This window comes from Labrenzia sp. 011 (assembly GCF_003075075.1).
GTDB lineage: Bacteria > Pseudomonadota > Alphaproteobacteria > Rhizobiales > Stappiaceae > Roseibium.
Genome location: NZ_QCYM01000026.1, coordinates 1 through 25,235, shown reverse-complemented (window position 1 = coordinate 25,235; position 25,235 = coordinate 1). Strand labels below are relative to the sequence as shown.

General features: G+C 61.3%; 22 protein-coding genes and 1 pseudogene. 7 read left to right on the top strand and 16 right to left on the bottom strand.

The genetic code is table 11. The features are described 5' to 3' along the window. The first annotated feature begins 12 nt into the window (after window positions 1-12). From urtD to DCO57_RS20005, 4 genes are all read left to right on the top strand, one after another. On the top strand, window positions 13-768 hold the full coding sequence (urtD, locus tag DCO57_RS20020) for an urea ABC transporter ATP-binding protein UrtD (protein WP_116700693.1): 756 nt from the start codon (window positions 13-15) through the stop codon (window positions 766-768). Window positions 769-777: 9 nt separating this feature from the next. Further along, window positions 778-1,467 carry an urea ABC transporter ATP-binding subunit UrtE gene (urtE, locus tag DCO57_RS20015; protein ID WP_116700692.1) on the top strand — a complete coding sequence of 230 codons (690 nt, stop codon included), beginning with the start codon at window positions 778-780 and terminating at the stop codon, window positions 1,465-1,467. Window positions 1,468-1,528: 61 nt separating this feature from the next. After that, on the top strand, window positions 1,529-2,758 hold the full coding sequence (fmdA, locus tag DCO57_RS20010; protein ID WP_116700691.1) for a formamidase: 1,230 nt from the start codon (window positions 1,529-1,531) through the stop codon (window positions 2,756-2,758). A 10-nt stretch (window positions 2,759-2,768) separates the two neighbouring features. Next, complete coding sequence (locus tag DCO57_RS20005) at window positions 2,769-3,143, top strand: zinc ribbon domain-containing protein (RefSeq protein WP_116700690.1); 375 nt, start codon at window positions 2,769-2,771, stop codon at window positions 3,141-3,143. A 35-nt stretch (window positions 3,144-3,178) separates the two neighbouring features. On the opposite strand, the gene DCO57_RS20000 is transcribed toward DCO57_RS20005, so the two are convergent. From DCO57_RS20000 to DCO57_RS19980, 5 genes are all read right to left on the bottom strand, one after another. Then, window positions 3,179-4,555: a hypothetical protein gene (locus DCO57_RS20000; RefSeq protein WP_116700689.1), complete on the bottom strand. Its 1,377-nt coding sequence runs from the start codon at window positions 4,553-4,555 to the stop codon at window positions 3,179-3,181. A 450-nt stretch (window positions 4,556-5,005) separates the two neighbouring features. After that, a complete protein-coding gene (locus DCO57_RS19995) occupies window positions 5,006-6,256 on the bottom strand; it encodes an ABC transporter permease (RefSeq protein WP_116700688.1) in 1,251 nt (416 codons plus the stop codon). Beyond that, window positions 6,253-7,176 (bottom strand): ABC transporter permease, encoded by a 924-nt coding sequence (locus tag DCO57_RS19990; protein WP_116700687.1) that lies wholly within the window; start codon window positions 7,174-7,176, stop codon window positions 6,253-6,255. The genes DCO57_RS19995 and DCO57_RS19990 overlap by 4 nt, the downstream gene beginning before the upstream one ends. Before the next feature lie 2 nt (window positions 7,177-7,178). Next, window positions 7,179-8,267: an ABC transporter ATP-binding protein gene (locus tag DCO57_RS19985; RefSeq protein WP_116700722.1), complete on the bottom strand. Its 1,089-nt coding sequence runs from the start codon at window positions 8,265-8,267 to the stop codon at window positions 7,179-7,181. 99 nt (window positions 8,268-8,366) lie between these two features. After that, window positions 8,367-9,503 carry an extracellular solute-binding protein gene (locus tag DCO57_RS19980; RefSeq protein WP_116700686.1) on the bottom strand — a complete coding sequence of 379 codons (1,137 nt, stop codon included), beginning with the start codon at window positions 9,501-9,503 and terminating at the stop codon, window positions 8,367-8,369. A gap of 279 nt (window positions 9,504-9,782) precedes the next feature. On the opposite strand from DCO57_RS19980, the gene DCO57_RS19975 reads away from it, so the two are divergent. Beyond that, window positions 9,783-11,267: a PLP-dependent aminotransferase family protein gene (locus DCO57_RS19975; protein ID WP_116700685.1), complete on the top strand. Its 1,485-nt coding sequence runs from the start codon at window positions 9,783-9,785 to the stop codon at window positions 11,265-11,267. A 131-nt stretch (window positions 11,268-11,398) separates the two neighbouring features. Here DCO57_RS19975 and DCO57_RS19970 read toward each other — a convergent pair whose 3' ends face one another. Continuing rightward, the gene (locus tag DCO57_RS19970) at window positions 11,399-12,715 is read right to left on the bottom strand and encodes an aminotransferase class III-fold pyridoxal phosphate-dependent enzyme (RefSeq protein WP_205756229.1); all 1,317 of its coding nucleotides are present in this window, start codon (window positions 12,713-12,715) and stop codon (window positions 11,399-11,401) included. A gap of 190 nt (window positions 12,716-12,905) precedes the next feature. Between DCO57_RS19970 and DCO57_RS19965 the strand changes: the two genes are divergently transcribed. Then, window positions 12,906-13,655 (top strand): SDR family NAD(P)-dependent oxidoreductase, encoded by a 750-nt coding sequence (locus tag DCO57_RS19965; protein ID WP_116700684.1) that lies wholly within the window; start codon window positions 12,906-12,908, stop codon window positions 13,653-13,655. A 168-nt stretch (window positions 13,656-13,823) separates the two neighbouring features. Here the strand turns inward: DCO57_RS19965 and DCO57_RS19960 are convergent, their stop codons facing one another. The 4 genes from DCO57_RS19960 to DCO57_RS19945 all read right to left on the bottom strand — a co-directional run bounded on the left by DCO57_RS19960 (window position 13,824) and on the right by DCO57_RS19945 (window position 20,203). Next, window positions 13,824-14,723: a hypothetical protein gene (locus tag DCO57_RS19960; protein WP_116700683.1), complete on the bottom strand. Its 900-nt coding sequence runs from the start codon at window positions 14,721-14,723 to the stop codon at window positions 13,824-13,826. A gap of 488 nt (window positions 14,724-15,211) precedes the next feature. Beyond that, on the bottom strand, window positions 15,212-17,350 hold the full coding sequence (locus DCO57_RS19955; RefSeq protein ID WP_116700682.1) for a S8 family serine peptidase: 2,139 nt from the start codon (window positions 17,348-17,350) through the stop codon (window positions 15,212-15,214). A 14-nt stretch (window positions 17,351-17,364) separates the two neighbouring features. Beyond that, window positions 17,365-18,501 carry a phosphatase PAP2 family protein gene (locus DCO57_RS19950; protein WP_165814794.1) on the bottom strand — a complete coding sequence of 379 codons (1,137 nt, stop codon included), beginning with the start codon at window positions 18,499-18,501 and terminating at the stop codon, window positions 17,365-17,367. Window positions 18,502-18,529: 28 nt separating this feature from the next. Then, window positions 18,530-20,203, bottom strand: a complete 1,674-nt coding sequence (locus DCO57_RS19945; RefSeq protein WP_205756228.1) for a hypothetical protein — start codon at window positions 20,201-20,203, stop codon at window positions 18,530-18,532. A gap of 111 nt (window positions 20,204-20,314) precedes the next feature. Here DCO57_RS19945 and DCO57_RS19940 point away from each other — a divergent pair, with 111 nt between their 5' ends. Beyond that, window positions 20,315-20,515, top strand: coding sequence for a hypothetical protein (locus DCO57_RS19940; RefSeq protein WP_116700680.1), 201 nt, complete (start codon window positions 20,315-20,317; stop codon window positions 20,513-20,515). Window positions 20,516-20,862: 347 nt separating this feature from the next. Here DCO57_RS19940 and DCO57_RS19935 read toward each other — a convergent pair whose 3' ends face one another. From DCO57_RS19935 to DCO57_RS23980, 6 genes and pseudogenes are all read right to left on the bottom strand, one after another. Beyond that, the gene (locus tag DCO57_RS19935; protein ID WP_116700679.1) at window positions 20,863-21,258 is read right to left on the bottom strand and encodes a RidA family protein; all 396 of its coding nucleotides are present in this window, start codon (window positions 21,256-21,258) and stop codon (window positions 20,863-20,865) included. 170 nt (window positions 21,259-21,428) lie between these two features. Next, window positions 21,429-22,115 carry an ABC transporter ATP-binding protein gene (locus tag DCO57_RS19930; RefSeq protein WP_116700678.1) on the bottom strand — a complete coding sequence of 229 codons (687 nt, stop codon included), beginning with the start codon at window positions 22,113-22,115 and terminating at the stop codon, window positions 21,429-21,431. After that, entirely contained in the window at window positions 22,112-22,894 is a 783-nt protein-coding gene (locus tag DCO57_RS19925; RefSeq protein ID WP_116700677.1) for an ABC transporter ATP-binding protein, read from the bottom strand. Before DCO57_RS19925 ends, DCO57_RS19930 begins: the two co-directional genes overlap by 4 nt. Beyond that, window positions 22,887-23,870 carry a branched-chain amino acid ABC transporter permease gene (locus tag DCO57_RS19920; RefSeq protein WP_116700676.1) on the bottom strand — a complete coding sequence of 328 codons (984 nt, stop codon included), beginning with the start codon at window positions 23,868-23,870 and terminating at the stop codon, window positions 22,887-22,889. The genes DCO57_RS19925 and DCO57_RS19920 overlap by 8 nt, the downstream gene beginning before the upstream one ends. Further along, window positions 23,867-24,787, bottom strand: coding sequence for a branched-chain amino acid ABC transporter permease (locus tag DCO57_RS19915; protein WP_116700675.1), 921 nt, complete (start codon window positions 24,785-24,787; stop codon window positions 23,867-23,869). Before DCO57_RS19915 ends, DCO57_RS19920 begins: the two co-directional genes overlap by 4 nt. A 299-nt stretch (window positions 24,788-25,086) precedes the next feature. After that, a pseudogene (locus DCO57_RS23980) lies at window positions 25,087-25,235 on the bottom strand (ABC transporter substrate-binding protein); the annotation flags it as partial.

Below are 25,235 nucleotides of genomic sequence, written 5' to 3'. Positions count from 1 at the left end.
GAGCGCACCTCGATGAAAACCGTTACCAGCAACACGGACTTCCTGCTCGCCATCGAGAACCTGACGGTCTCCTTCGACGGCTTCAAGGCGGTCAACGATCTCAACCTCTATGTCGACGAGAACGAGATCCACGTCATCATCGGCCCCAACGGCGCCGGCAAGACCACGGTCCTCGACCTGATCTGCGGGCGTACCCGGGCAACGGACGGCTCCATCAAGTTCCACAACCGGGAACTGACCGAAATGCGCGAGCATGAGATCGTCCGCGAAGGGGTCGGCCGAAAATTCCAGAACCCGTCGATCTACGAAGACCTCTCGGTCTTCGAAAACCTGGAGATCTCCTTCCCGCGCGGCCGCAGCGTCTTCGGTGCCCTCGCCTTCAAGCGTGATGCAGAGGTCATCGACCGTGTCCATGAAATCGCGGACATGGTGTTCCTGAAGGAGCTCCTGGACACCCAGGCCGCCTTCCTCAGCCACGGACAGAAGCAGTGGCTGGAAATCGGCATGCTGCTCATCCAGGACCCGGAACTTCTCATGCTGGACGAACCGGTGGCCGGCATGAGCGTGTCCGAACGCAAGCAGACGGCGAAACTCCTCAACGAAATCACCAAGGGCCGTTCGGTGATGGTGGTTGAGCACGACATGAAATTCGTCGAGGACATCGCCCACCGGGTCACCGTCCTGCACCAGGGCAAGATCCTGTCCGAAGGCTCCATGGCCAAGGTGCAGGCCGACCCGAAAGTCATCGACGTCTATCTGGGACATTAGGAGACAGCCATGCTGAATGTTGCGCATTACCACGTCGCCTACGGCCAGAGCGAAGTGCTGCACGGCCTCGACTTCACCGTTTCCCCCGGCGAGATCATCGCCATCATGGGCCGCAACGGCATGGGCAAGACCACGCTGATGAAGTCGCTGATGGGCATCGTCCCGACCCGGAACGGCAACGCCGCCGTCGACGGCATCGACATCACCGCGCTCAAGAGCTACGAGCGCGTCGCCAGGGGAATTGCCTATGTACCCCAGGGCCGGATGATCTTCCCGACCATGACGGTGGAAGAGAACATCGAGACCGGCCTCACCATCAGCGGGCGTAGCAAGGTGCCCGGAGATATCTACGAGCTCTTCCCCGTGCTGCTCGACATGAAGGGCCGGCGTGGCGGTAATCTCTCCGGCGGCCAGCAACAGCAGCTCGCCATTGCCCGGGCACTGGCCACCAACCCCAAGGTTCTGCTCCTGGACGAGCCGACCGAAGGCATCCAGCCGTCGATCATCCGCGAGATGGCTCGCGTGCTCAAACGCATCCGCGACGAGCGCGGACTGTCCATCGTCGTGTCCGAACAGGTGCTGTCCTTCGCCCTCGATGTCGCCGACCGCGTCCTCGTCCTGGAGAACGGCAGGCTCGTTCATGACGAGCCCCGAGCCGACGTGGACGAAGCCAAGGTCTCGGCCTTCCTGTCCGTGTAACCGCACTTTTCACAGTTCAACCGCGCCAGGCATTCCGGCGCATATTCAAGAGGAGAACCCCATGGCTGAAACGCTCATTTCGGTGGATCTGTCAGAATCCCCGCACACCAACGAGAAGGTGCACAACCGCTGGCATCCGGACATTCCCATGGCGGTCTGGGTGGAACCGGGCGACGACTTCAGGATCGAGACCTATGACTGGACGGGCGGCCAGATCAAGAATGACGACGATGCCGCCGATGTGCGCGACGTCGAACTGGAACAGGTGCACTACCTGTCCGGTCCGATCGGCGTGAAAGGGGCCGAGCCCGGCGATCTTCTGGTCGTCGACATTCTCGACATCGGCGCCAAGGAAGAAATGCTCTGGGGCTTCAACGGTTTCTTTTCCAAGCAGAACGGGGGCGGTTTCCTGACCGAGCATTTCCCGGAAGCGCAGAAGTCGATCTGGGACTTCGAGGGCATGTTCACCCGTTCGCGTCACGTGCCGGGCGTCAACTATGCCGGACTTATCCACCCCGGTCTGATCGGCTGCCTGCCGGACCGCAAGATGCTCGACACCTGGAACGAGCGGGAAACCTCCCTCTTCAATACCGATCCGAACCGCATTCCGCAGCTTGCCGCCCTGCCCAACACCCAGTCCGCGCATATGGGCCAGATGAAGGGTGAGGAACGGGACAAGGCGGCCACGGAAGGAGCCCGCACCGTTCCCCCGCGCGAACATGGCGGCAATTGCGACATCAAGGATCTGTCCCGCGGCTCCAAGATCTATTTCCCCGTCTATGTGGACGGTGCCGGACTTTCCATGGGCGATCTGCACTTCAGCCAGGGTGACGGCGAGATCACCTTCTGCGGCGCGATCGAAATGGCGGGATGGCTGCATATCCGCGTGACCCTGATCAAGGACGGGATCGCCAAATACGGTGTCAGGAACCCGATCTTCAAGCCCTCGCCGATCACGCCGAAATACGACGATTACCTGATCTTCGAGGGCATTTCGGTTGATGAGGCCGGCACCCAGCATTACCTGGACGTGCATATCGCCTATCGCATGGCCTGTCTCAACGCCATCGAGTACATGAAGAAATTCGGCTATACCGGCGCCCAGGCCTACGCCATTCTCGGCACCGCGCCGGTGCAGGGACATATCTCCGGCGTGGTCGATATCCCCAATGCCTGTGCCACCTTGTGGCTGCCGACCGACATCTTCGAGTTCGACATGATGCCGGGATCGGACGGGCCGCTGAAGCATCTCGACGGATCCATCGACGTGCCGCTGGCACCGGACCTTTAAGGAGGCCCCCATGCCGGTCTATGACTATCTTTGCGCATCCTGCGGACCGATCACCGCACAGCGGCCGATGTCCGCCCATGCCGATCCGATCAAATGTCCGGCGTGCAGTCAGGAGGCCCCCAGGGCCCTCCTGCGGGCACCGAACATGCCGGGCCTGTCAACGGAACTGCGCACGGCCCACGAGCGCAACGAGACCGCCCGCCACAACCCGGCGTTCTCGACGAAATCCGGACGGGAGGACCGGGCGAAGGAAGCCCGCAAGCGCCATCCGTCCGGATGTTCCTGCTGCTCCGGCAGCAAGGGAAATTTCCGCTCAAGCGCGGTCTACAAGGCCGACGGCAGCAAGACCTTCCCGTCGAAACGACCGTGGATGATCAGCCACTGAAACAGCTTCCGGCCGCCGTCCTGCCCGTTTTCAAATTACGGTTTCCTGGACGGCGGCCAGGCGGGCGTCGGGTTCATGGCTTCCACCTCGACCCGGTACAACTTCTTTCCCAGGCCTCCCGGAAACATCAGCGCATCGTCGTAGGGATTATGCGCTTTAGGCTGCACCACGTCGGCGTTGTGGATGTAAAGCTGCTGTATCAGAAGATGGCCGATTTCGTGGGACAGCGTGCGTGCAAGCGACTTGATGCGGGTCATCTTGCCATAGGAGCGGTCATCAAGCAGGCACATCCCTGTCTCTAAACTCATCAGGCCGTTCACCTTCTCCGGCCGTTCGCCCTGTTCCTTGGCACTGACAATTTCCCGCACGATGAAGACGTTCACGGTCTTGACATGGTCCGCTCCTGCAGGTTGTGGAAACATACGATCCTTCGCAAAGGGCTTGAGGTATTTGAATTCGTCCTTTTTCTCCTTGAACACATCAGCCCGGACGACAAAGCCGAGATGGCGGCCGATCTCCTTGTGCGACAGCAACTCGTCGCCGAGCAGCCGAAGTTCCACGTTGCACTGGGGTATCAGGATTTCGCTGTTCGCGATTTTCAGTACGGTCCGCAGTTCACCGCTCGAAACCCGGCATTTCAGGCCTGGTCCGTGTTCCACATAAAAAGCAAAGATCGGAACGATCCTGCGCGGTTTCACGGACACATAGACCCGCAGATGTCTGCCGTTCTGAAAAATGTCCAGCTTGCAGTCTCTGCAGGAATTGAGTCCCTTGATCACCAGACACCGGTTCTTGATAACCGCGCGCAGCAGACGTTGCTCGGTGCCCGAACGGGCAATTCCCTCGTCATCGACCCCTTTGCCTGCGATCCGGACCGGACTGTCGGGGTCGATTCCAATCCGGAGCGAGCGTTCGCTCCCTTCCGGCACCATGATCCAGGTGCCGTCACGTTCCGGAGGGAATTTCACCTGTAACGGACCCAGCACCTGCGGCGGCGCGGGAAAACTGTCGAAACCCAGGTTTCCGTCTGTCGGGCCGAAGACGGGGATCTTTGGCATGCCGCTCGGATCAACGGGGTTGTCCGGTTTCGGATTGTCCTTCGGCTGCACCGGTTTTGGAGTGACAGGCGCGCCCTTCCATTTTGCCGCCGACGCCGCGTCGTTCAGCGCCGAAACCGTCGGCCCAACCGGATCGACGCGCTGGTCCGGGTTCATGAAACCCAGCACCTTGCTCTGGAAATCACCGATCATTCCCTTGGTCAGCGGGCCGTGGAAGCCGTCCTCTTCCAGAGGCGTGCGGGACGGATCCAGCAGAAGATTAAGCCGTTCCTGAACGGCGCGGACGTCTGCAATGTTGTTCTGGGCCCGATAACCGACGGGCCTGGCAATACTGATTTTGGGTAAAGTGGCCATCAATTCACCTCGGCTCACTGGTTTTCGGGACTACACGTGAAAAGTGTTTGCGCATAAAAGACGGCTCCGACCGTAACCGGCCAATGAGGCGGAAAGGTCGCCCTCCGGTCATTTGGCTCAACAAAAGCCGGCGTATTGAAGACAGAAGTGATTTAGAGCACAGCGCAACCTGTGAATGTGATCGGCAACACATCTTGCCGCTATCGGCGCGCGGGCAGACAATTCCGCACAGCGACGAGACCGGCTCGACACCGGGTTCAATCGTCCTGGATGAAGCGGCTGACACGAGTTGATGCCAGTTGACGCGGGAATAAGGCGTCGTCACAAGGAAATGCGCGGCGCCGTTTCAAGAGCCCCCGACGACTACCGGGTTTCCGCCCTTCTCCGGTGCGGACCGGGCGGTCTTCGTCCGGACGAGCGTGTTGCGTCCCGTTTCCAGCCTCAACCGGCTTATGGCGAAGGCTTCAGAGCACCTGGGTTGAACGCACCGCCAAAGGGTGACGGATTGGCCGTGGCCGGGGCTTCAGCCGGGGTTCCGGAGGAGGCCGGTGCATTCTGGCCCGGCGTCAGTCCGTTGGGGCTGAAGGCGCCACCGAACGGTGACGGGTTGGCCTTCGCCGGCCCTTCGGACGGAGAGACCACCGGCGCGACGGTCTTCTGCTGCTCCTGCATTTTCCGGCGCTGCTCTTCCAACAACTCATGCTGGCGGGCGCGCTTGTCGTCCAGGATCTGCTGCTTGCAGACCGAGGCGTCATGACGCGTGCCCTCATAGGCCGCGAACGCCGCGACACCGGCAAGGATCAGGAAAACCGTCAGCGGGTGAACCAGGGTTTTCAGAACCGGATTGCTGTAGATCCGCGACCGTCTGGCGATGCCCGAGCGCAGCACTTCCTTGCGGCGCGTATAGGCTTCGTGAACGATGGCCCCGATCAGGGTGAGGCCGATGATGATCACCGCCAGCGCCGACAGGGAGGGATCGGTGCCGTGCCGCACCTTCGAGGCCAGCGCCGTCGTGAAGGTGTTGCCGGACAGGATCGTGAACACGGTGGTGTTGTAGTTCTCGAAGGAGGCGAGGAACGTCAGGAAGGCCGCCGAGGCAATGGCTGGCGCGAGGAACGGCAGAAGGATCTTGCGAAAGGCCTGTCCGGGCGTCGCTCCCAGATCCAGCGCCGCCTCGGTGAGGATCGGATCGAATCTCTGCAGCCGTGCCAGAAACACCAGCATGGCATAGGCGGATACGAATGTGACCTGACCGGCCAGGGTCAGGAACATGCCGCTGAAGAAGAACGAACCGTATTCCGCCCCGACGCTGCGTCCCAATGCGCCCCAGAAGACGATGGTCGAAATCCCCAGAACCACCCCGGGGATCAGGATCGGCGTGATCAGCACCGTATAGAGCACCGCGCGCAGCCGGGAACTGAGCTCCGACAGGGCCAGCGCGCCGGCAAGACCGACCGGCACCGCAATGGCCACGACGCTGACGGCGATCACCAGGCTGTTCAGCAGCCCGCTCATCAGCCGGTCGTTGGCGAACAGGACGCCGAACCATTCCGTGGTGAAACATTCCCAGGGCGTGATCCGCGGGAAGGACGAGGAGTTGAAGGCCGTGATCACCATGATGATCAGCGGGCCGAACAGGAAAGAGAAGAAAAGCAGCGAAAATCCTGCCGCGACGGCGCCGCCGCCCGTGCCCCGGTTCATCGGCCGATCTCCCCGATGGACACCTTGAAGACCCGCATCAGCATCATCACGAAGGAGATGCAGACGATGAGCAGAATGACCGCATAGGCCGAACCGCGCTGCCAGTTGGCGCTTTCGTTGAACCACTGGTAGATGAGCTGGGTGAACCAGAGACTGGACGGTCCGCCGAGGATCTGTGGGGCGGCCAGGGCACCCGCTGTCAGCATGAAGACCATGGTCGCGCCGGATGCGATGCCCGGTTTGGCCACCGGCAGCACCACCCGCCAGTGAACCCGCCACCAGCTCGCCCCCATGTCCCGCGCCGCTTCGATCTGGTTGCGGTCCAGCGCCTCCACGGCGTTGAAGATCGGAAACACCATCAGCAGGATATAGGCATAGGTCAGCCCGGAATAGAGCGCCACATCCGCCCGGATGAAGTCGACAGGCTGGTCCCACAGTCCCATCGACATGCCGACGCCGTTGATCAGGCCGGTGGCCCCGAAGAGCACCCGGAAGGCGAATGCGCGCAGGATTTCGTTGACCCAGAACGGCACGATCAGGCCGATAACCATCATCCGCGCGGCAACGCCGGTGGCCGAATGCGCCAGGATGAAGGCGATCGGATAGCACAGCAGGATATCGATGCAGGTAACGAACACCGCCGCGACCAGGGTCCTGACCAGAATACCGATATCGAGCGTGTTCACGGTGCCGTCATTGCCCTGGAAGAAATAGGCATAGTTTTCCAGCGTATAGACGTCCTGGGGGCCGCCGACATCGGAGGCGGGCAGATTGAAGCGGAACGAATAGTCGAGCATCGCGATCTGCGGCAGGGCGATCAGGATGATCACCCAGATCATGACGGTGATGCCGACGAAGGTGGCAGCGCCGAGACCGTGCTTGCCGGCGATTTCCTTCAGGGCGGACTTGAGAGCCTGCATCCCTATGCCCCCGCCAGAACGCCGTGCGGCAACACGATGGCCTGCTCCGGTTCGAAACCGACCTGGACGGCCCCGCCAGATATGCTGTCCGCAGGACCGCCGAGATTGACCCGGGACAGGCGCAGCGGAATACCGTTCGCTTCCAGGAACAGTTGCCGCGCGTTGCCCTCGAATTCCTCCTTGACCTGGTTGGCGGTCAGCGAATTCGAATGGCCGCCGCCGACACTCAGCTGCTCCGGGCGGATGAACAGGATGCAGTCGTCACCGGCCCTGTACTGGCGTCCGCCTGCCGCCCGCCCCTGCAGGCGGCCGAGCGGCGTATCCACGGACACCAGCACCTCCGACTGGGAGGCCACCTTGCCCTCGATCGCATTGGATTCGCCCACGAAGGACGCCACGAAGGAGGTCTTCGGGCGGTTGTAGATCGACTCGGGCGGATCGACCTGTTCGATGACGCCGGCATTCATCACCGCGACCCGGTCGGACATGGTCAGCGCTTCGCCCTGGTCGTGGGTGATATAGATGAAGGTGAGCCCGACCTGCTGCTGGATGGTGCGCAGCTCCGTACGCATGTGGTGTCGCAGCTTCAGATCGAGGGCGGACAGGGGTTCGTCGAGCAGCAGGATATCTGGCTCCACCGCCAGCGCGCGGGCAATCGCGACACGCTGGCGCTGCCCGCCGGACAATTCGTGGACCTTCTTGTCGCCGACGCCCGGCAGCGCGATCATCTCCAGCAGTTCTTCCGCCCGCTTGCGGCGGTCCTTGCGGCCCACGCCGCGCACTTCGAGCGGAAAGGCGATGTTGTCGGCAACGCTCATCAGCGGAAACAGGGCCAGATTCTGGAAGATCAGCGCCGTGGGGCGTTTGTTGGGGCCGATGCCCTTCATGTCCTGTCCGCCGATCAGGACGCGGCCCTCGGTCGGATCGCTGAAGCCCGAAATGCAGCGCAGCAACGTTGTCTTGCCGCATCCGGACGGTCCGAGAAAGGAAAAGAACTCCCCGCCCTTGATGACCAGATGCGCGTTGTCGACCGCCGTATAGGCACCGAAGCGGATGGAAACGTGATCCAGAACAATATCTCTAGTGGCCATGGCGCTCTCGGAAAGACGGCTGAACGGACCCGGATAAACAGGCAGGCGCATGCCGGACAGGACGGCGTCCGGCATTCACCCGCCCGTTTATCCGAGGGTTTAGGCGGACAGGAACTTGTTGGTGAATTCGGTCCGCTTTTCCGAGTACCAGGGTGCTTCTGCAGGCCAGGCGTTGAGATTGCCCAGCGCATCCCCCGGATAGGCATCGGCGAAGTTCTTCGCATAGATTTCGCCGCCGAAGTCCGCCGCACCGACCACCGGCGAATTGTAGCCGTGGGTCTTAATGGCCTCTCCGGCAAGCTTGGCGTCATAGGCCGCCTCGATGAAGGCGTAGATCTGATCGATGTTCTTGGCACCGGTCGGCATGGCCAGACCGTCGACCCAGGCCATCGCCCCTTCCTTCGGCGCCCGGTACATGACCGGTTCACCCGCCGTCTTGAGCGCAAGCGGCGGACCGTCCCAGGTCTGGCCGACGATGACGCCCTCGTTCAGCAGGCCGTTCTTCTGCGTGTCGGCATCATTCCAGATCAGCTTGATGTTCGGCTTCTTGGCGATGGCGACCTCAACAAGCTTGGTCCAGACCTCGTCCATCTTTTCCGGGTTTTCATAGGCGGCCCACATGGAACCGGGATCCATTTCGCCGCGTCCTTCCAGACCGAGGCCGAGACCGAGCAGCATGGAATGACCGCGCCCCATGGTCTTGCCCGCGTTCGCTTCGTCCCAGACATCGTAGTAGCTCGGGAATTCGCCCCCCGGCACGAAAGCGTCCGTGCGCCACGCGATGCCTTCCGTCCCCCAGATATGCGGCAGCCAGAAAACGCCCTTGCCGTCGAAGTTCCAGTGGGTTTCGCCAAGCGCCATGGAAGGATTGACCTTGTCGATGTCGACCTTCGACATGTCGAACGGCTGCAGCAGACCCAGTTCGGCCCACAGCAGGTTGCGGTTCACGGTCGGCGACACGATGTCGAAACCTTCACCGTTGGTCGCCTTCAGCTTGTTGATGATCTCTTCGTTGGAGCCGATGCCGGTAAAATTGATCTTGATCCCGGTCTTGTCGGTGAAGCCGTTGACGAAGCTCTCCGGCAGATAATCCGACCACATCATGATGTTGATTTCGCCCGAGGAGGCCAACACGCTGGAACTGACAATCGCGGGCATGGACAGCCCTGCACCGGCCGCGGCCGCGTTCTTCAGAAAATCGCGCCGCGTGGTGCTTGCACCCTTTTTGAAATTCATAGAGACATCCCCTGTCTGCTGATCTTGCCGAACTGTTCATCACTCTGGCGCGGTACAGGCCGTTTGCTTTTCTGGTCGGGTCGCTATGCCCTGGACGATCCTGCGCCGCGTTGACCCGAAGACTATTGCGGTGCAACATCCAGCCTTAGAGCCAGAGGATGAAAACTATGGTGCCAGCCCATGCAGGAGGGCTTGCCCCGCGCGCCATTAATGCCAAGACTGTCATCGAGAATTCAGCCGGGAGCGGCCTGCCCCCTGTTCGCCATTGCGGAAAACCAGATGCTTGCGACCTATTTCGACACACCTTTCGACCCGGACAGGCGTCTGCAGCACCAGATCCAGGAGCGGCTGATCGAGGTCATTCTCGACGGAGTCTGGCCCCTGCACGAGCCCCTGCCGGCAACACGGGTCTTTTCCAAACAGATCGGCGTGTCCCGCAACACCGTCGCCATCGTCTACGAACGGCTGGTGGAAGACGGCTATCTGAAATCGGTCAGCCGGCGCGGATATTTCATCAATGAGCGCCATATCCGCGAACAGCTCAATATCCGAATCGACGATCACGCCAAGGAGATCCTTCCCCGGTCCGAACACCCCTTCGACCCGGACGCTCTCCTGACCCGCCGCTATTCCGATCAGGAGAACATTCTCAAACCCGCCGACTGGCAGGCGTTCGAATACCCCTTCATCTTCGGCCAGCTCTCTCCCGACAAGATCTCCGTCGCCCGGTGGCGCGATTGCGTCCGTCTGGCCGGAACCGCCCAGCACGCTCCGACCTGGATCGGCGATCTCGTGGACCGGGACGATCCGATGCTGGTCGACCAGATCATCCGCCGCATGCTGCCGCAGCGCGGCTTCCGGGCAGATCCTGACGAGATCCTGATCACCGTGGGTGCGCAGAACGCCCTGTTCCTGGCGTCCCAGCTGTTCTGCCGGCCCGGCATGCGGGTCGACATAGAGGAACCCGGCTACGTGGACGCCCGCAATATATTCCTGGCGCTCGGCGCGCAGCTCAGGCCCCACCGGGTGGATTCCAACGGCATGCGCGTCGGCAACGACCTGAAAGGCGCCCGGCTGGTCTATGTCACGCCGGGCCACCAGTCACCGACCAATGTCACCATGTCCATGGAACGGCGTCTGAGGCTGCTGGCCCAGTCGGAAACCCAGGACTTCATCATCCTGGAAGACGACTATGAGCATGAGCTGAATTTCGTCGGCGCGCAGAAACCCTCCCTGCGCAGTTTCGACCGGACCGGCCGGGTCATCCATGTCGCCAGCCTGTCGAAGGCGCTGTTTCCCGGCCTGCGTCTCGGCTTCATCGCGGCGGACCGGCGCATTGTCCGGGAGCTGCGGGCCTTGCGGCGGCTCATGTACCGCCACCCCTCCGCCCTCGACCAGCGCGCGATGGCGATCTTTCTCTCCGAGGGCCATTACGATTCCCACATCCGCCGCCAGAGGAAAATCCTGTCGCAGAAGTGGAAGACGACCTTCAGGCTGATCGAAACCCGCCTGCCCGACTGCGAGGCAACCGTTACCACCGGCGGCTCCGGCGTCTGGATCAGGCTTCCCGAAGGCAGCCGCGCCATGGAGCTGCAGGCCCTGGCCGCCCGGCACGGCATCCTGATCGAAGCCGGCGACATCCACTATCTGTCCCCGCAAAAGCCCCGCGACCGCATCCGCCTCGGCTTCGGCGCCATCGCAGAGGAAAAGATGGACCCCGGCATCCGCCTGCTCGGCGAACTTCTCGCGAAAAGCGCGGGTTAACACCCCAGTGCCGTCCCGGACGCAGCACAGCGGAGATCCGGGACCTCGCCCGACGGTCAAGCCTACGTCGTGGGCAAGAAGGTCCCGGCTCCGGGCCGGGACGGCATTGGAGGCAGCGGCGGTGGTTGCGTCTAAAGCTCCGCCCGTCCCAGGACGTTCTGGAGAATATCGACCATCTTCGACAGGTCTTCTTCCGGCGTCGTCAGGGCCGGAGCGAAGATCAGCGCGTCACCCGTGGCCTTGACGTGCAGGCCCTCATCGAACAACCGCCGCTGCACGACCGACCCTTTCGCACCGGGCGCCGCGCCCGGGGTCAGCTGGATGCCGGCCATCATCCCGTAGCCGCGCAGGTCGCTCACATGCGGAAGGTTGCGCAGGCTGAAGACGCTGTCGAGGAAGGTTGCCGACAAGGTGGCCGCGCGCTCGAACAGGCCTTCGGACTTGTAGATCCCGAGGGTCGCCAGCGCTGCGGCACAGGCAACAGGGTGGGCCGAGTAGGTATAGCCGTGCATCAGTTCCGGCCTGTCGGCCGAAATGGACTCGATCACCGCTTGCTGGATTTCGGATTTCACGGCGACGGCACTCATGGGAATGGCACCGTTGGTCAGAGCCTTTGCCATGGTCATGACATCCGGTGTCACGTCGAACTCCTGCGCAGCAAAGGCGGAGCCCGTGCGGCCGAATCCGGTGATCACCTCGTCGAACACCAGGAGAATGCCGTATTTGTCTGCGATTTCCCGCAGGCGCTGAAGGTAGCCGATGGGCGGAACGATGGTGCCGATGGAGCCGGCGATCGGTTCGACGAAGACGGCCGCGATGGTCTCGCTGCCGTAGGTCTTGCAGATCTCTTCCAGATCATCGGCCAGATGGGCTCCGTCTTCCGGCTGGCCCCGGGTGAACCGCTGTTCCTCGTTCCAGGTATGGCGCATGTGAACCACGTCGCAGGTCACCCCGGAAAAGTCGCGCCGGTTGCCGACCATGCCCGCCAGGGACGTGCCGCCGAGATTGACCCCGTGATACGCCCAGGAGCGCGAGACGAACCGGGTGCGCTGGGGCTCCCCCTTGGCCTTGTGATAGGCAAGGCAGATCTTGATGGCGCTGTCGACGGCCTCCGAGCCGGAGGAGGCGAAAAAGACCCGGTCCAGACCTGCCGGCAGAATGTCGCTCAGGGCTTCGGCGAGCTTGAAGGAGATCGGCGCCGCCCTCTGGAAGTGGGGCGTATAGTCCAGCTCCTGCAGCTGTTTGTAGACAGCCTCGGCGATTTCCCTGCGTCCGTGACCGGCCGCACAGGTGAACAGGCCCGAAGACCCGTCCAGCACTTCCCGGCCCTCCGGCGTCCAGTAGCGCACGCCCTCCGCCCGCGCGAACATCTGCGGTTGTTCATGAAACAGCCGGTTGTTGGTGAACGGCATCCAGTGATGGTCCATGTTGAGCGGCATCTGGGTCATGGCACGGGCTCCTCGAGATCGAAACGGTCCGATCACTCCTAGGACCAGACGTTCCCCGACCGTAGAGCCAGCGCTTTCATTCGTACGGGCCAGAGGCGCTTGCCGCCGGTTTTGCCATTGTGTTGACGGGTCCTGTTCGTATGGTCCCGTCAAATCGGATGCAGAACAGGATCACAGGAAGGGCAGCCCCATGACCGGCACACTCCTCATCACCGGAACCACATCGGGATTCGGCCGGGCCATGGCCCGGCTGTTCACGGAAAACGGCTGGAAGGTCGTGGGCACGGGCCGGCGGGCGGACCGGCTGGCGCAGTTGCACGAAGAGCTGGGGGCCGCCTTCTGCCCGGTGGCCTTCGACATCATGGACGAGGCCGCCACCAGGGACGCCCTTGCCTGCCTGCCCGAAGACTTTCAGGACATCGACATCCTGGTGAACAACGCCGGCCTTGCCCTCGGCACCGCGTCGGCGCCGGACACGAAACTGTCCGACTGGAAGACCATGATCGATACCAACATCACCGGTCTGGTCACCATTACCGACCTGCTCCTGCCGAAACTCATCGAACGCAAGGGCATGATCGTCAACATTTCCTCCATCGCCGCCAGCTGGCCCTATCCGGGCGGCAATGTCTATGGGGGCACGAAGGCCTTCCTGCGCCAGTTCTCCCTCGGGCTGCGCTCGGACCTTCACGGCAAGGGCGTCCGGGTGACCTCGATCGAACCGGGTCTGTGCGAAAGCGAGTTCACGCTGGTGCGCACCGGCGGCGACAGGGAAAGCTATGACGCCCTCTACGGCGGCGCCAACGCCATCCAGCCGGAGGACATCGCCAGCACCGTCTACTGGATCGCCACCCAGCCGCCGCACCTCAACATCAACTCCCTGGAAATCATGCCCGTCAGCCAGTCCTGGGGCGGCTGGCAGATCGCCCGGGAAGGTTGAAACCCCCTGGACCGGATGATCCCGGAGAAGCATTCCCCTGGCAGGACTGGAGATGCGGGAGGGGTGCCGCCCGGCGTGAAAGGTCTCTGAAAACACCGCTTATTTCAGGGTGGATGCCTTCAGTCGGGAGGAATTGGCCTCGGTCAGACCGGGCGGCATTCGGAGAGCTCACACCGCCGGGTAACCGTCGATGACATTCCGGTAGAAGGCCGCAATGTCTTTCGAAGCCTCCAGCTCGGGATGCATCTCGTCGGTCCAGCGGCCGCGAACGGTGTTGCGGATGTCGACAACCGTCACATTGGCATGCTTTTCGGAAATCTCTTCCAGCACCTCATAGAACCGGTCGATGATATGGGCCAGGATGTCCGCGATCAGCTCCCTGTCCGCCCCCATGTCGAAACTCCGCCGCACGAAGGGCCTGCCAAGCCAGGGGCCGTCGGCACGGGCCACGGGATAGTCATAGCCGTGGACGAGCATCTGCGTTCCCGGCGATGTGTTTTGCACATATTGCGCAATGTCCAGATATCCGTCCTTGAGCTTGCTCAGGATGGCATCGAGTCGGTCGGGCATCAGATAGTCTTCAGGCTTGCGGGAACCGTTGCCGGCGCCCCGGTCCTTCAGAAGTTTCTGCAGGACGCCACAGCCGAGAATTTCGTTGCCACCGCCGGAAAAGACGAAATAGTCGAAACGTCCGCTATCGACATGCAGCCTGAAGGGCTTCCGCTTGACCACCTCGTCGAACGTGATGCTAGGCCAGGCCGTGCTTGCGGTTTCGTAGTAGCCCTCCAGTACATCGAAGAAGGTCTTGTTGTATCCGAGGAACCGGGACACTTCGATCAGGACATTGACCCACGCGTCACCGCCGGCGCAAATACTGACCGGCGACCGGCATGACCCGTACGGAAGCGCGTCGTCGCCCTTGCCGATTGCGGACCATTCCACCGCCACTTGTTCCGGCGTCAGCGGAGTCCTGTTGTCATCCAGAATGTGATAAACGAGGCATTTGTTCGGATCTTTTTCAAATCTCGTGTTGTTCAGTACCGTTGCTTCCAGAACTTCAGCGTACATGTCTACCTCCTAAGCCGGGCAGATTGCAGTAGCCAGCCCGCGCAGGGACTGCGGGATCCGCGATCAGTATTGCGCGGTCCTGCAGCCGATGGGGCACGTCACCCTTGAACATGGTTTCAGGCGGCTCTTCCGCGGACGAGCGGATGCGGCGCGAAACCGAAACATTTCGGGAGCCCTGCGATTGAACTGACATCTTTCCATTCCTGCCAACAAAGTGGCCTGCTCCCTAAGGCATGACGGTCCCTTGAGCCGCCTGAACCCAAGCGGCACCTGGAAACGATTTGTCGTCATGCTAAGGAGAGGTCGTTCAAAGCGAAATCATCTGATCTCGAGACAACTCTCTAATACCGGAGCCACATACCTGCGCCTTCCGACATCAGTAATAATAAGCATTTCAGATATGAATGCTCGTGAGAAAAACGTGAACGAAACGTTCGAAAAACAAATGACCCGGCGAATACCGGACAAAAACCAATTCATAAATTATTTTATATTATAAGAAAATCGCCGAGCCTGGCCCGAGATTCCTTGTCATCTTGCGGTAAGCGAATTTTCGTCAGTAACGGAAGATAGTTTTCCTTCTGCGCCTTATCGGCCTCTTCCTTTGAACAGGTCGCGAAAGCTTCTGAAAGCCGCCTCGCCACCAGAGGCGCCGCGACACTCGTCCCCTGCACAACGGCATAGGAGCCGCTGCGGGTTCCCGCTCCGATCCTCCCCGGCAGAACGCTCGACCGGTCCGCTTGCGCGGTACAGTCGACGGTTCCCACCTGATTGTCCGCGGAGAGATTGCCAGCGGAGCTGTAATGCGACGGGATGGGCTGCGTCGGATCCCAAGCATTTTCGGCGGAAGGCATACATCCAGACACGATCAGCGTCGTCTCACCGGTCGCCATGCCATTGAGGCTGCCAAATCGCCGAACATGGCTTCCGGTCTCGTCGGTTTGGGATTGCTCGCCGCGATCATTATAGGAACGGTAGCCGGGGTCCTTCAGATAGCTCTGCCGGCTGCCTTTCTGAAAAGCTTCCAGGTCGAGATCACGCTGGACCCAGAGATTGATCGGCGGGTGGTCAACAGGCGCGCCCCTTCCACGCCTCAATGTGACCTGCCAGTCACCGGCCGGAGCTGCCGGAAGATCCGGATCGTCCGGTTCACTCGGAGCCAGAGCGATCATGACACGCCAGCGCCCCGATGAACGATGGTTGTCGAGACTCATCTGACCGACATGCGGAGCCGGATGCCGGCTTCCCAGGCGTATGACCTCGAAATTCCGCGGATCCCCATCTTCGAAATCAGCGTTCGGCCTGAGTTTCAGCACGGCACGCGCTTTGCGGAATGGCCCCTCAAGCTCGACCGTGAATGCTTCCGGGTTGAAACCGGCCGGGAACCAGATCTCCAGATAGTTGGACGTCCGGTCCGTCGGCTGGACAGCCCAGGTGAATTCAAATGCACCCGACTTGAGATCTTCCGCGGTGATTTCACCATGCAGACGCTGCAGATGGGTGTTGCCCGAAGGGATGACGACTGCCGTTGGTCTGCCGAGCGCACGGCGCTTTGCCACGACTTCGTTGATTGCCGCTTCCAGCTCGCTCGCCCCGTCATGCCGGCCCGCGGAAAACCCGTAGCTGAAATTGATGGCAACGCGAATATCCTCAACACCATATCCGGCGGCAATCCTTTCGGCGCGCTCCAGGATGTAGTGAACCGCCGACAACATGTACATGTCCTTGCCGAAGCTCGACGTATCCCACGCAAGGGTATTGGGAAGCTGCACCGCGATGAGGCGGGTTTCCTCTGGAGGATCCGCGAACCTGCTCGGGTCGTGGCCAGCCGCCACGTCCATGACGTGCGCCCCGTGCGTGGCAAGCCGGTTGATTGCCGCCGGAGATCCGAACTGTTCGGAAGACGCGCCCGCAGCCGCGTAAAGTGCATCCTCGTCGTCATGGTCACGAATGAAACCTTCGATCACATCACGAGTGTATTCCCTGCCGAAGAGAACGGCCGGTGTCCCCGCATCAGGGTCCTTGCCGGCAGACTGAACCCAGCAGAACTCCAGCCGGGTCCTCAGACCGTCGGCCGCCCTGAAATTGCGATGGGCAAAGGGAATCCCGTCGTCGATGACCGCCAGCACATTGATGATCTTGCCCTGACTGTTTTTCCGGACCTCGGGATCCGGTGACCAGTCCGGATCCGCAAGATCGCCGCCCGCGTCCTCATGCATGCTGACGGGAGCGACCGGGAACGCCATCCTGTAGCGGGGCTCTGCAATCCCCGGGGACTGCACCGCCTGCTGAAGATCCCCCTTCAAATTCTTCAGGCCAATCTCGCCCTCCCCCTTGTTTTCAACAACGAGAGGCCAGAACCGCAAGGGAATGTTTTCGCTTCTGCCCCAGACCGTCGGCAACCATACGCGTCGGCCGGTCCCCGGCGCGGCCTCTGCGGGAAGCTCGGGCCTCCTCGGTGACGGATGCTCGGCAAGTGCCGTCAGGAACTGGCTGTCGTTCTTGCGGAAGACGGGAAAGGCATAAGGCCTGCCGATCCCGAAATTCCAGGCCTCATAAGGGCCCAGATAGCCCGCAAGTGCAGCAACGGCGTTTCCGTCACTGCCTGCAATGCCTCTATCGCTCATGTCCCGGCTCCCGCTTAAAGGTCGAACTCGCCAACGGCTCTTTCCCAGAGCCATTCAAACAGGGAACTCTTGTCGACCTTGCAGTTCTGCAGTTCACTCACCCCATGGTCTTTCCAGGCAGGGTCCCTGTACTGGGAGAGCATGAAATCGGAGTCTGCCCTGGCTTCATACTTCAGACCGGTCATGAGCTGCGAAACGCCGCATTTGTTCAGGACGATCTCACCAACCATTTTCCCGAGCAACGCCCCCGCCCAGCTGTCGACCGGATAGTGAACACCGGCGACCGTCCTGCTGACAGCAACGCGTTCCGCCTGCTTGCGAACAAGTTTCTTGCGCTTGTCCGCATCCGGATAGTGCGCTGCTGTCGCATCGATCAGACCTTCCAGCACACGGGCAACAGAAAAGGCTTCCGTTGCGTGGGCGCTGGGGAAACTGCCGTGCCCCGGGGTGGTGAGCATTGGCAGAACCATCGCGTCTATCCGGTCCGGCCGGCGGATCGCCAGATGATGCTTCACGATCATTGCAACATGGGAGGCCAGAACCTGCGTGATCGAGATCAGCTCCATCGTGTTGTGGTTCCGTGCCGGATAAAGCCCCAGGATCATGGCGAAATAGGGCGTCGGAAAACCAAGCTGACTGAGGATTTCGGGAGTTCGTTCGGGGCGCTGGTCCATGTAGGAGCGGACGATCTTCGCCTGTTCTTCAAACACGGAAATCTCCGGCCTGACCAGTTCGAAGAAGGGCTGAGCATGTCCGCCACGCGCACGGTGAGACAAGACAACTGCCCCTCCCGGATCCGCCTTGATATCCCAATGCAGCTCACTCAGAAAATCGCTGAGATAAAGCGATGCTCTGACCCAGTCCGCCCAATGGTTGAGATTATCGGCAGACGAGAACTGGAGCTCGCTCGGCGTATGCGCCGCCGCATTTCCGGCGGCATGAGCAATCGCCTGTGCACTTGTCTGCAGCCCCTGAACCGTGAGCGGATCGAGAGCCGGACCTGCTCCTGCACCAAGAAAGCTCCCGATACCAGTCAGATTCAAATTTCCGACGCCGCCTACTCCACCAACGCCGCCGACACCTCCGACACCGCCAACTCCTCCGACGCCGCCAACCCCGCCGACACCACCAACTCCACCGAAATAGGCCATACCGCCCTCCACTAAAAACAAACTAATGTTAAAATCCAACAGCACTCAAAGCGCGCGCAACATTTTGCCCGAGATTATAATCCGCAGCCGGATGCGCGCGCATATAATCCTTCACTGAGAAACCCGGCTGCCGACGACGAAGCTCAGCAGCAACCTCTTTTGCTTCTTCCGTCCTGTCCAGAAAATGAAGCGCGGTAATCTTGGCCCGCAGCGTGGACAAATGACGCTGATTTCGCTCAAGCGACATATCCGCGAACTTCAGGGCCTGCCCGTAGTCTCCTGCTGACAGATAGGCTGTGGCGCAAAGGGAATCGAAAAAATATTTGAACGGGTCGATGGGAGATAGTTGACGTGCTTTTTCCGCGGCATGAACTGCCTGCTGTCCCGAATCCTGAAACGCGAACAAGGTGCCGCGCAACAGCCAGGACAGCGCTTCATTCGGATTCTCCTCAAGCGCCATTCCGTAACGGTCGGATGCAACATCCAGTCTTCTGAGCAGGTTGTTGTGTGCAAATCCGTCAATTGTCAGGCAGAAGGCATTCTCAGGATCGATGTCGAGTGCTTTCGCCGTGCTGCCGACTGCGTTTTTGGTGTCCTGGGCCGGATCGGAACTCCAGCCGTTGACGACACTCAGGACGTGCCATTTGCCACGCCAGGCAAGCACTTCCGCCGATCTGGGAGATCGTCTGACTGCCTCGTCAAGCAGCTCGCGGGACTTCGCGAAATCCCGCAGGGTTGTCCTGTGCATCAGACTGACACCGGCCAAAAGCAGTCTGTGGTCGGAAATCTCGTTGATGGGACGTCCGCGAACGTAGTTCAGGGTATCGGACGCAATGGCGCTGCCGACGGCCTGAACAATGTTCGCGAGCCCCTGCCCCGCGTCACTGATGAAATCCCGGAACTTTCCGCTGAAGCGGCGGGTCCACAGGATACGGCCCGATCTGGCATCCAGGAAATCGACGTCCGTGATCACCTGGTCGTCCAGCCTGTGAATGTTTCCGCTCACGCAATAGTCGACACCGAGCTTATCGCGAATGACTTCAATATCGATGCGCTTTCCCGCGAAGGACCGGCTTGAAAGGTGGGAAATCACCGACAGAAGATTGGTGCGGGAAAGGGACCGGCAGATCTCTTCGGCGAACCAGTCTCCGAGAACGGTCAGTTCCGGATTGTTCTCTATGCTGAGCAGCGGAAGCACCGTGACGGTGGGCACAGGCGGATGCGGTAGGGAAGACGATGCCGGACGGAACAGGGAATAGATCTGGTCCGGCTTGGCCCTGATGCCGTTGCACCAGTCGACGAAATCCGGCGACGGAACGTCCAGCCCCTCCAGGAATGTTCCCTGCCCGGGTCTGCCTGCAAAAGCGACTTTCCCCAGATCGAGCGTAACCTCGGAATTGTTGGTGGTGATGAGTTGGCCGTAGTAAGGGCCCATGGCCGCCTTGATATCGGAGAGAGCCCGACGCAGGCTCTGGCGGCCCGTGTCGTAACACGCAATCCCCCAAAGCGTTTCCTGCAGGAAAGTCCGGCTTCTGCACCCGTGCGGCGCCGTCGCCAGCAAGGCGAAGATCGCGCGATGCTTCTTTCCGGTTATTTCAAACGCACCCGGTTCCATGGAGCGAACGAAACAGGACCCGAACAGGTTTATTTCCAATATCTTGGCACACATGCGCATTGCCTCGACAAAAATGCGGAGCTTCATAAAACAGCAGTTCCGCGGCGGAACCAATAGGTTCACACTTTTTTCACGCTCACAATGGGCAACATGCCCCTAAACTCTCCCCATCATGAACTGTAAGAGTGAGCAGGTGAATTGTCAGCCGAGAGCACCAACATTGATGATGTCGCGGATATCGTCGATTTCTTCCTTGCATGGAATTACCATCGGCAAACCGTGATTCAAATTTGTGAAACTGGTCAGTTAAATGAGGCGCAGAAGAAAACACTGTCGTGGCTGGTGAAAATGGCTGATCGGGTCAGTCTCTCGGATCTTGAAAAACAGGACCACGACTAGGGTGTGAATCGCGTGTGAAGAGAACGGCGCTGTTTCAGCGCTGTCCACTCTCGCGCGAAACAACGCTGCGAAATCAGAGACTTACGAAACTATAAAAACAACAACACTTGACAACCTGGATTTTTTTAAGTAATATTGACCTACGCTTGAGATATAAGGAAGCGTATCATGTTTTTCAAATAGATGTTTTTTAGGAAGTATTGAGTGGCGGAGAATTTCTCCGCCACATTTTCTTTGTCATTAATTATTTTATCTTGATAAATTTTTGAACACCTATTTCAAAAACAGGAACGAATTGGAATAGGTATAAAGACCGTCGCCAAGCACCTGACTTGAAATCCGGCCCATCAGCCAATCTGGGCGGTGGCCTCGATTTCGATCAGGGCCTCGTCCTCGATCAGTCCGGCGACCACGACAACCGACATGGCCGGGAAATGCCGGCCGAAGACTCGGCGGTAGGCTTCGCCGACCTCCTTCTGACGCGCCAGATATTCGCGCTTGTCGATGATGAACCAGGTCAGGCGCACGATGTCGGTCACGGCGCCCCCCGCCTCTTCGACAATGGCGGCGATATTGGCGAGCGTCTGTTCCATCTGGCCGACGAAGTCCCGGGTCTCGAAGACCTGGTTTCCGGTCCAGCCGATCTGGCCGCCGATATGCAGCGTCCGCCCTTCGGTCAAGACCCCGTTCGCATAGCCCCTGGCAGGTATCCAGCCCTGCGGATGAACGATTTCGGACGGCATCAGTCGTCTCCCTGCGCGGGATACGGACCAGCCGGCCGGCCACGGCGGACATGCGTTTCGCGTCGCCCGGCAACGCCGGCAAAGGACGCAGCCTGCGCGAAAGTCGGAAGGGTGTTTGTCATGTTTCTGTTTTCTCCCTTGATTATCCGGCCTTGACCCGGCCGGCTGCGTCAGACGCCGATATGGCGATGGGTAATGTCGTCGGTGAGGTCGGCGACGGCGCCCGTCCAGACGGATGTGCCCCGGGCCAGAATCACCGCCCGGTCCGCGATTTCCCGCAACTCCCGGATCGACTTGTCGATCACCAGGATGGAAAGCCCGGTTTCCTTCTTGAGGTGACGAATGACCGACCAGATCTCCTGGCGGATGATCGGAGCAAGCCCCTCCGTGGCTTCGTCGAGGATCAGCAGCTTCGGGTTGGTCATCAGCGCCCGGCCGATGGCCAGCATCTGCTGTTCGCCGCCCGACAGGGACGCCGCGCGCTGGCCGCGCCGTTCACCCAGACGCGGAAACAGCCCGATGACGCGCTCGAAGGTCCAGGCGCCCCACCGGGCGGCGGCTGTGAGATTTTCCTGAACCGTCAGGTCGCCGAAACAGCGGCGCCCCTCGGGCACCAGTCCCAGCCCCAGCCGCGCCGCCCGGTGGCTGGCCAGAAGCGACAGGTCCCGGCCGTCGAATGTCAGACGGCCCGCGGCAGGCAGCATCCGGCAGATGCATTTCACCGTCGTGCTCTTGCCCATGCCGTTGCGGCCAAGCAGGGCCAGCACCTCGCCCTCGCCAATCTCCAGATCCACCCCGAAGAGAGCCTGGCTGGCGCCATAGGACGCAGTGACATTTTCAAGTGTCAGCAGGCTCATGCCTCGTCCCCCAGATAGGCTTCGCGCACCGCCGCATTGGCACGGATCTCGTCGACGGATCCGGTGGCGATGACCTCGCCATAGACCAGCACGCTGATCCTGTCGGCCAGCGAGAAGACCGCGTCCATGTCATGCTCCACGAGCAGGATCGGCGCCTCCTGGCGCAATTGATCCAGAAAACCGGTCAGCAGCCTGGATCCTTCCGCACCCATGCCGGCCATCGGCTCGTCCATCACCAGTGCCTTGGGGCGCAAGGTCAGCGCCACGGCGACTTCGAGCTGGCGGCGCTGGCCGTGGCTGAGTTCCGCCGTCCGGTGGCGGGCGCTGTCCTGCAGGCCGACCCGCACCAGCGCCTCCTCGGCCGTTTCCACAAGCCGCCGGTCGCGCAGCGCATCTCCCCAGAAACGCCAGGACCTGCCACTGGCCCCCAGAGCGCCGAGCACCGCGTTCTGCAACACGGTGTCCTCCATCGCCAGTGACGAGATCTGGAACGTGCGGCCCAGTCCCGCCCGGGCGCGCAGGCGCGCGGCCTGGTGGGTGACGTCCTGCCCCAGGAGATGAACCGACCCGGCATCCGGTTTCAGCGTGCCGCAGATCTGTCCGATCAGCGTCGACTTGCCCGCCCCGTTCGGACCGATGATCGCATGGATCTCTCCCGGCCTCAGGTCCAGGGAGATGTCCCGGCTGGCGCGCAGGGCCTCGAAACTCTTGCACAGGCCCCGGGTTTCCAGAACGGGCGTTTCAGCCGTGCGGGCCGCCGTCTCGGATTTCTCAGTCATGGACCGCCTCCCGTCCGCAGACCATTCCGATCAGCCCGCCCCGTCCGAACAGAACGATCAGCAGCAGCAACAGCCCGAGATAGATGTGCCAGAAGTCGCTGAGACCGCCGAGCCAGTGTTCCAGGGCGACGAAGACCAGCGCCCCCACCACCGGCCCGAACAGCCGCCCGACACCGCCCAGGATCACGAAAACCATGATCTCGCCGCTTGTCTGCCAGCTGAACATCACCGGACTGACAAACCGGTTGAGATCGGCGAACAGGGCGCCGGCCAGACCCGCAATGGCGCCGGACAGCACAAAGGCGACCAGACGCAGGCGGGTCGGGTCGAGGCCGACGGTCTCCACCCGTACCGGAGCCTGCCGCGCCGCGTTCAGGGCCAGCCCGAAGGGAGATTTCGCCAGCCGCCAGGCGAAGACCAGCACCAGACACAGAAGCGCCAGACACAGTCCGTAGAACTGGATCGGATCCAGGGTGTTCAGTCCCGGAAACCCGTTGCGCACATAGATCGACAGTCCATCCTCGCCGCCATATTCCGACCAGGAGATGGCGAAGAAGAAGAACATCTGCCCGAAAGCCAGCGTGATCATGATGAAATAGACCCCGGCCGTGCGCAGCGACAGGATGCCGATCACCAGCGCCGCCAGCGACGAGACCGCAATGGCGGTCAGCCAGATGACCGGCATGGACTTCGTCCCCTCGATCAGGACAGGCCATTCGCTCAGGGCCGTGTAGGTCTGGGCGTGATGGGCCAGAATGCCCATCGCATATCCGCCCAGACCGAAGAACACCGCGTGCCCGAGACTGACCAGACCGCCAAGACCGAGCGCGATGTTCAGCCCGACGGCCGCGATGGCAAAGACCGCCGCCCGCGTCATCAGGGTGATGGTGAAGGGCTCGTCCGCGATGACCGCCCACAGCGGGATCGCCACGAGCAGGGCGAGGGTCAGCGCGTTGACATGGGTTTCCCTGATCATGCCCGCGCTCCGAACAGCCCGGCGGGCCGCAGGATCAGCACCGCGGCCATCAGGACATAGATCGCCATGGAGGCGAGCGACGAGCCGATCGCCGTCGCCGTCGCCGGATCGAGGAACAGTTTCATCGCCTCCGGCAGGTAGATGCCGCCGAGCGTATCGGTCAGCCCGACAAGCAGCGCGCCGATCAGCGCTCCCTTGATGGAACCGATCCCGCCGATCACGATGACGACGAAGGCCAGGATCAGCACCGGTTCGCCCATGCCCACCTGCACCGACTGAATCGCCCCCACCAGCGCCCCGGCAAAGCCCGCCAGCGCGGCGCCGAGCGCAAAGACGATGGTGTAGAGACGCGCAATGTCGATCCCCAGCGCCGCGATCATCTCCCGGTCGTTTTCTCCGGCGCGGATCTGCACGCCCAGCCGGGTTTTCGAAATCAGCAGATACAGCCCGAGGCCGACCACGAGCCCGACGACGATGAGCGCCAGCCGGTAAAGCGGATACTGGATTCCTCCCGGCAGGGTGACGGGGCCGGACAGATAGTCCGGCACATTCAGGAACAGCGGAAACGACCCGAAGATCCAGCGGGTGCCTTCCGAGAAGATCAGGATCAGAGCGAAGGTCGCCAGCACCTGGTCCAGGTGGTCCTTCCGGTAAAGCCGCCGTATGACGACGATCTCCACGAGCGCGCCGGCAATGGCGGCACCCGCCAGCGCGGCGATCAGGCCGAGCAGAAACGAGCCCGTGGCGCCGGCAACCGCCGCCGCACAGAAGGCGCCGATCATGTAGAGCGAGCCATGGGCGAGATTGATCAGCCCCATGACACCGAAGATCAGCGTCAGACCGGCGGCCATCAGGAACAGCATGATGCCGAACTGCAGACCGTTGAGAACCTGCTCTATGAGCAATATCAGTGACATGAACCCCCGCCCCTGGAGTAACTTGAAATCGATCGGCTTTTCGCTTTCACGACCGCCCCGTTTAAATTCGCACAGACATCACAGGCAGCTCAAGGTGCTCTGTCCTGCAAAGTCTCCTGCCGTCCAGTTCCCTCGCGCCGCTCCCCTCGCTCCCCTTGCGGAGGAGAGGCGGCCCCCGACCGTCTGATGACCAACGTCACCAGACGCCTCTTATGCATCCGGGCGCGAATGACCGGACAGGGCATCGCTTTCTCACCGCTGCAGACTGCGACCCGCTTCCGGGCCGCAGTCTGCGTGTTTTACATGTCGCATTCGGACCAATAGGCATCCGCATGGCTGGTCAGTGCGGTGCCGATGATCTTGTTGGTGTAGACATCCCCTTCCTTGATCACCTCACGCACATGAATGTCCTGGATCGGGTGATGGTTCGGGCCGAACCTGAAGTCGC

Coding starts and splice junctions, on each gene's coding strand:
- urtE (WP_116700692.1), top strand. CDS start 778: ATGCTGAATGTTGCGCATTACCACGTCGCCTACGGCCAGAGCGAAGTG.
- DCO57_RS19920 (WP_116700676.1), bottom strand. CDS start 23,870: ATGATCAGGGAAACCCATGTCAACGCGCTGACCCTCGCCCTGCTCGTG.
- DCO57_RS20000 (WP_116700689.1), bottom strand. CDS start 4,555: ATGGCCACTTTACCCAAAATCAGTATTGCCAGGCCCGTCGGTTATCGG.
- DCO57_RS19945 (WP_205756228.1), bottom strand. CDS start 20,203: ATGAAGCTCCGCATTTTTGTCGAGGCAATGCGCATGTGTGCCAAGATA.
- DCO57_RS19975 (WP_116700685.1), top strand. CDS start 9,783: ATGCTTGCGACCTATTTCGACACACCTTTCGACCCGGACAGGCGTCTG.
- DCO57_RS19990 (WP_116700687.1), bottom strand. CDS start 7,176: ATGCAGGCTCTCAAGTCCGCCCTGAAGGAAATCGCCGGCAAGCACGGT.
- DCO57_RS19915 (WP_116700675.1), bottom strand. CDS start 24,787: ATGTCACTGATATTGCTCATAGAGCAGGTTCTCAACGGTCTGCAGTTC.
- DCO57_RS20005 (WP_116700690.1), top strand. CDS start 2,769: ATGCCGGTCTATGACTATCTTTGCGCATCCTGCGGACCGATCACCGCA.
- DCO57_RS19955 (WP_116700682.1), bottom strand. CDS start 17,350: ATGAGCGATAGAGGCATTGCAGGCAGTGACGGAAACGCCGTTGCTGCA.
- DCO57_RS19925 (WP_116700677.1), bottom strand. CDS start 22,894: ATGACTGAGAAATCCGAGACGGCGGCCCGCACGGCTGAAACGCCCGTT.
- DCO57_RS19965 (WP_116700684.1), top strand. CDS start 12,906: ATGACCGGCACACTCCTCATCACCGGAACCACATCGGGATTCGGCCGG.
- DCO57_RS19960 (WP_116700683.1), bottom strand. CDS start 14,723: ATGTACGCTGAAGTTCTGGAAGCAACGGTACTGAACAACACGAGATTT.
- fmdA (WP_116700691.1), top strand. CDS start 1,529: ATGGCTGAAACGCTCATTTCGGTGGATCTGTCAGAATCCCCGCACACC.
- DCO57_RS19985 (WP_116700722.1), bottom strand. CDS start 8,267: ATGGCCACTAGAGATATTGTTCTGGATCACGTTTCCATCCGCTTCGGT.
- DCO57_RS19930 (WP_116700678.1), bottom strand. CDS start 22,115: ATGAGCCTGCTGACACTTGAAAATGTCACTGCGTCCTATGGCGCCAGC.
- urtD (WP_116700693.1), top strand. CDS start 13: ATGAAAACCGTTACCAGCAACACGGACTTCCTGCTCGCCATCGAGAAC.
- DCO57_RS19970 (WP_205756229.1), bottom strand. CDS start 12,715: ATGACCCAGATGCCGCTCAACATGGACCATCACTGGATGCCGTTCACC.
- DCO57_RS19980 (WP_116700686.1), bottom strand. CDS start 9,503: ATGAATTTCAAAAAGGGTGCAAGCACCACGCGGCGCGATTTTCTGAAG.
- DCO57_RS19995 (WP_116700688.1), bottom strand. CDS start 6,256: ATGAACCGGGGCACGGGCGGCGGCGCCGTCGCGGCAGGATTTTCGCTG.
- DCO57_RS19950 (WP_165814794.1), bottom strand. CDS start 18,501: ATGGCCTATTTCGGTGGAGTTGGTGGTGTCGGCGGGGTTGGCGGCGTC.
- DCO57_RS19935 (WP_116700679.1), bottom strand. CDS start 21,258: ATGCCGTCCGAAATCGTTCATCCGCAGGGCTGGATACCTGCCAGGGGC.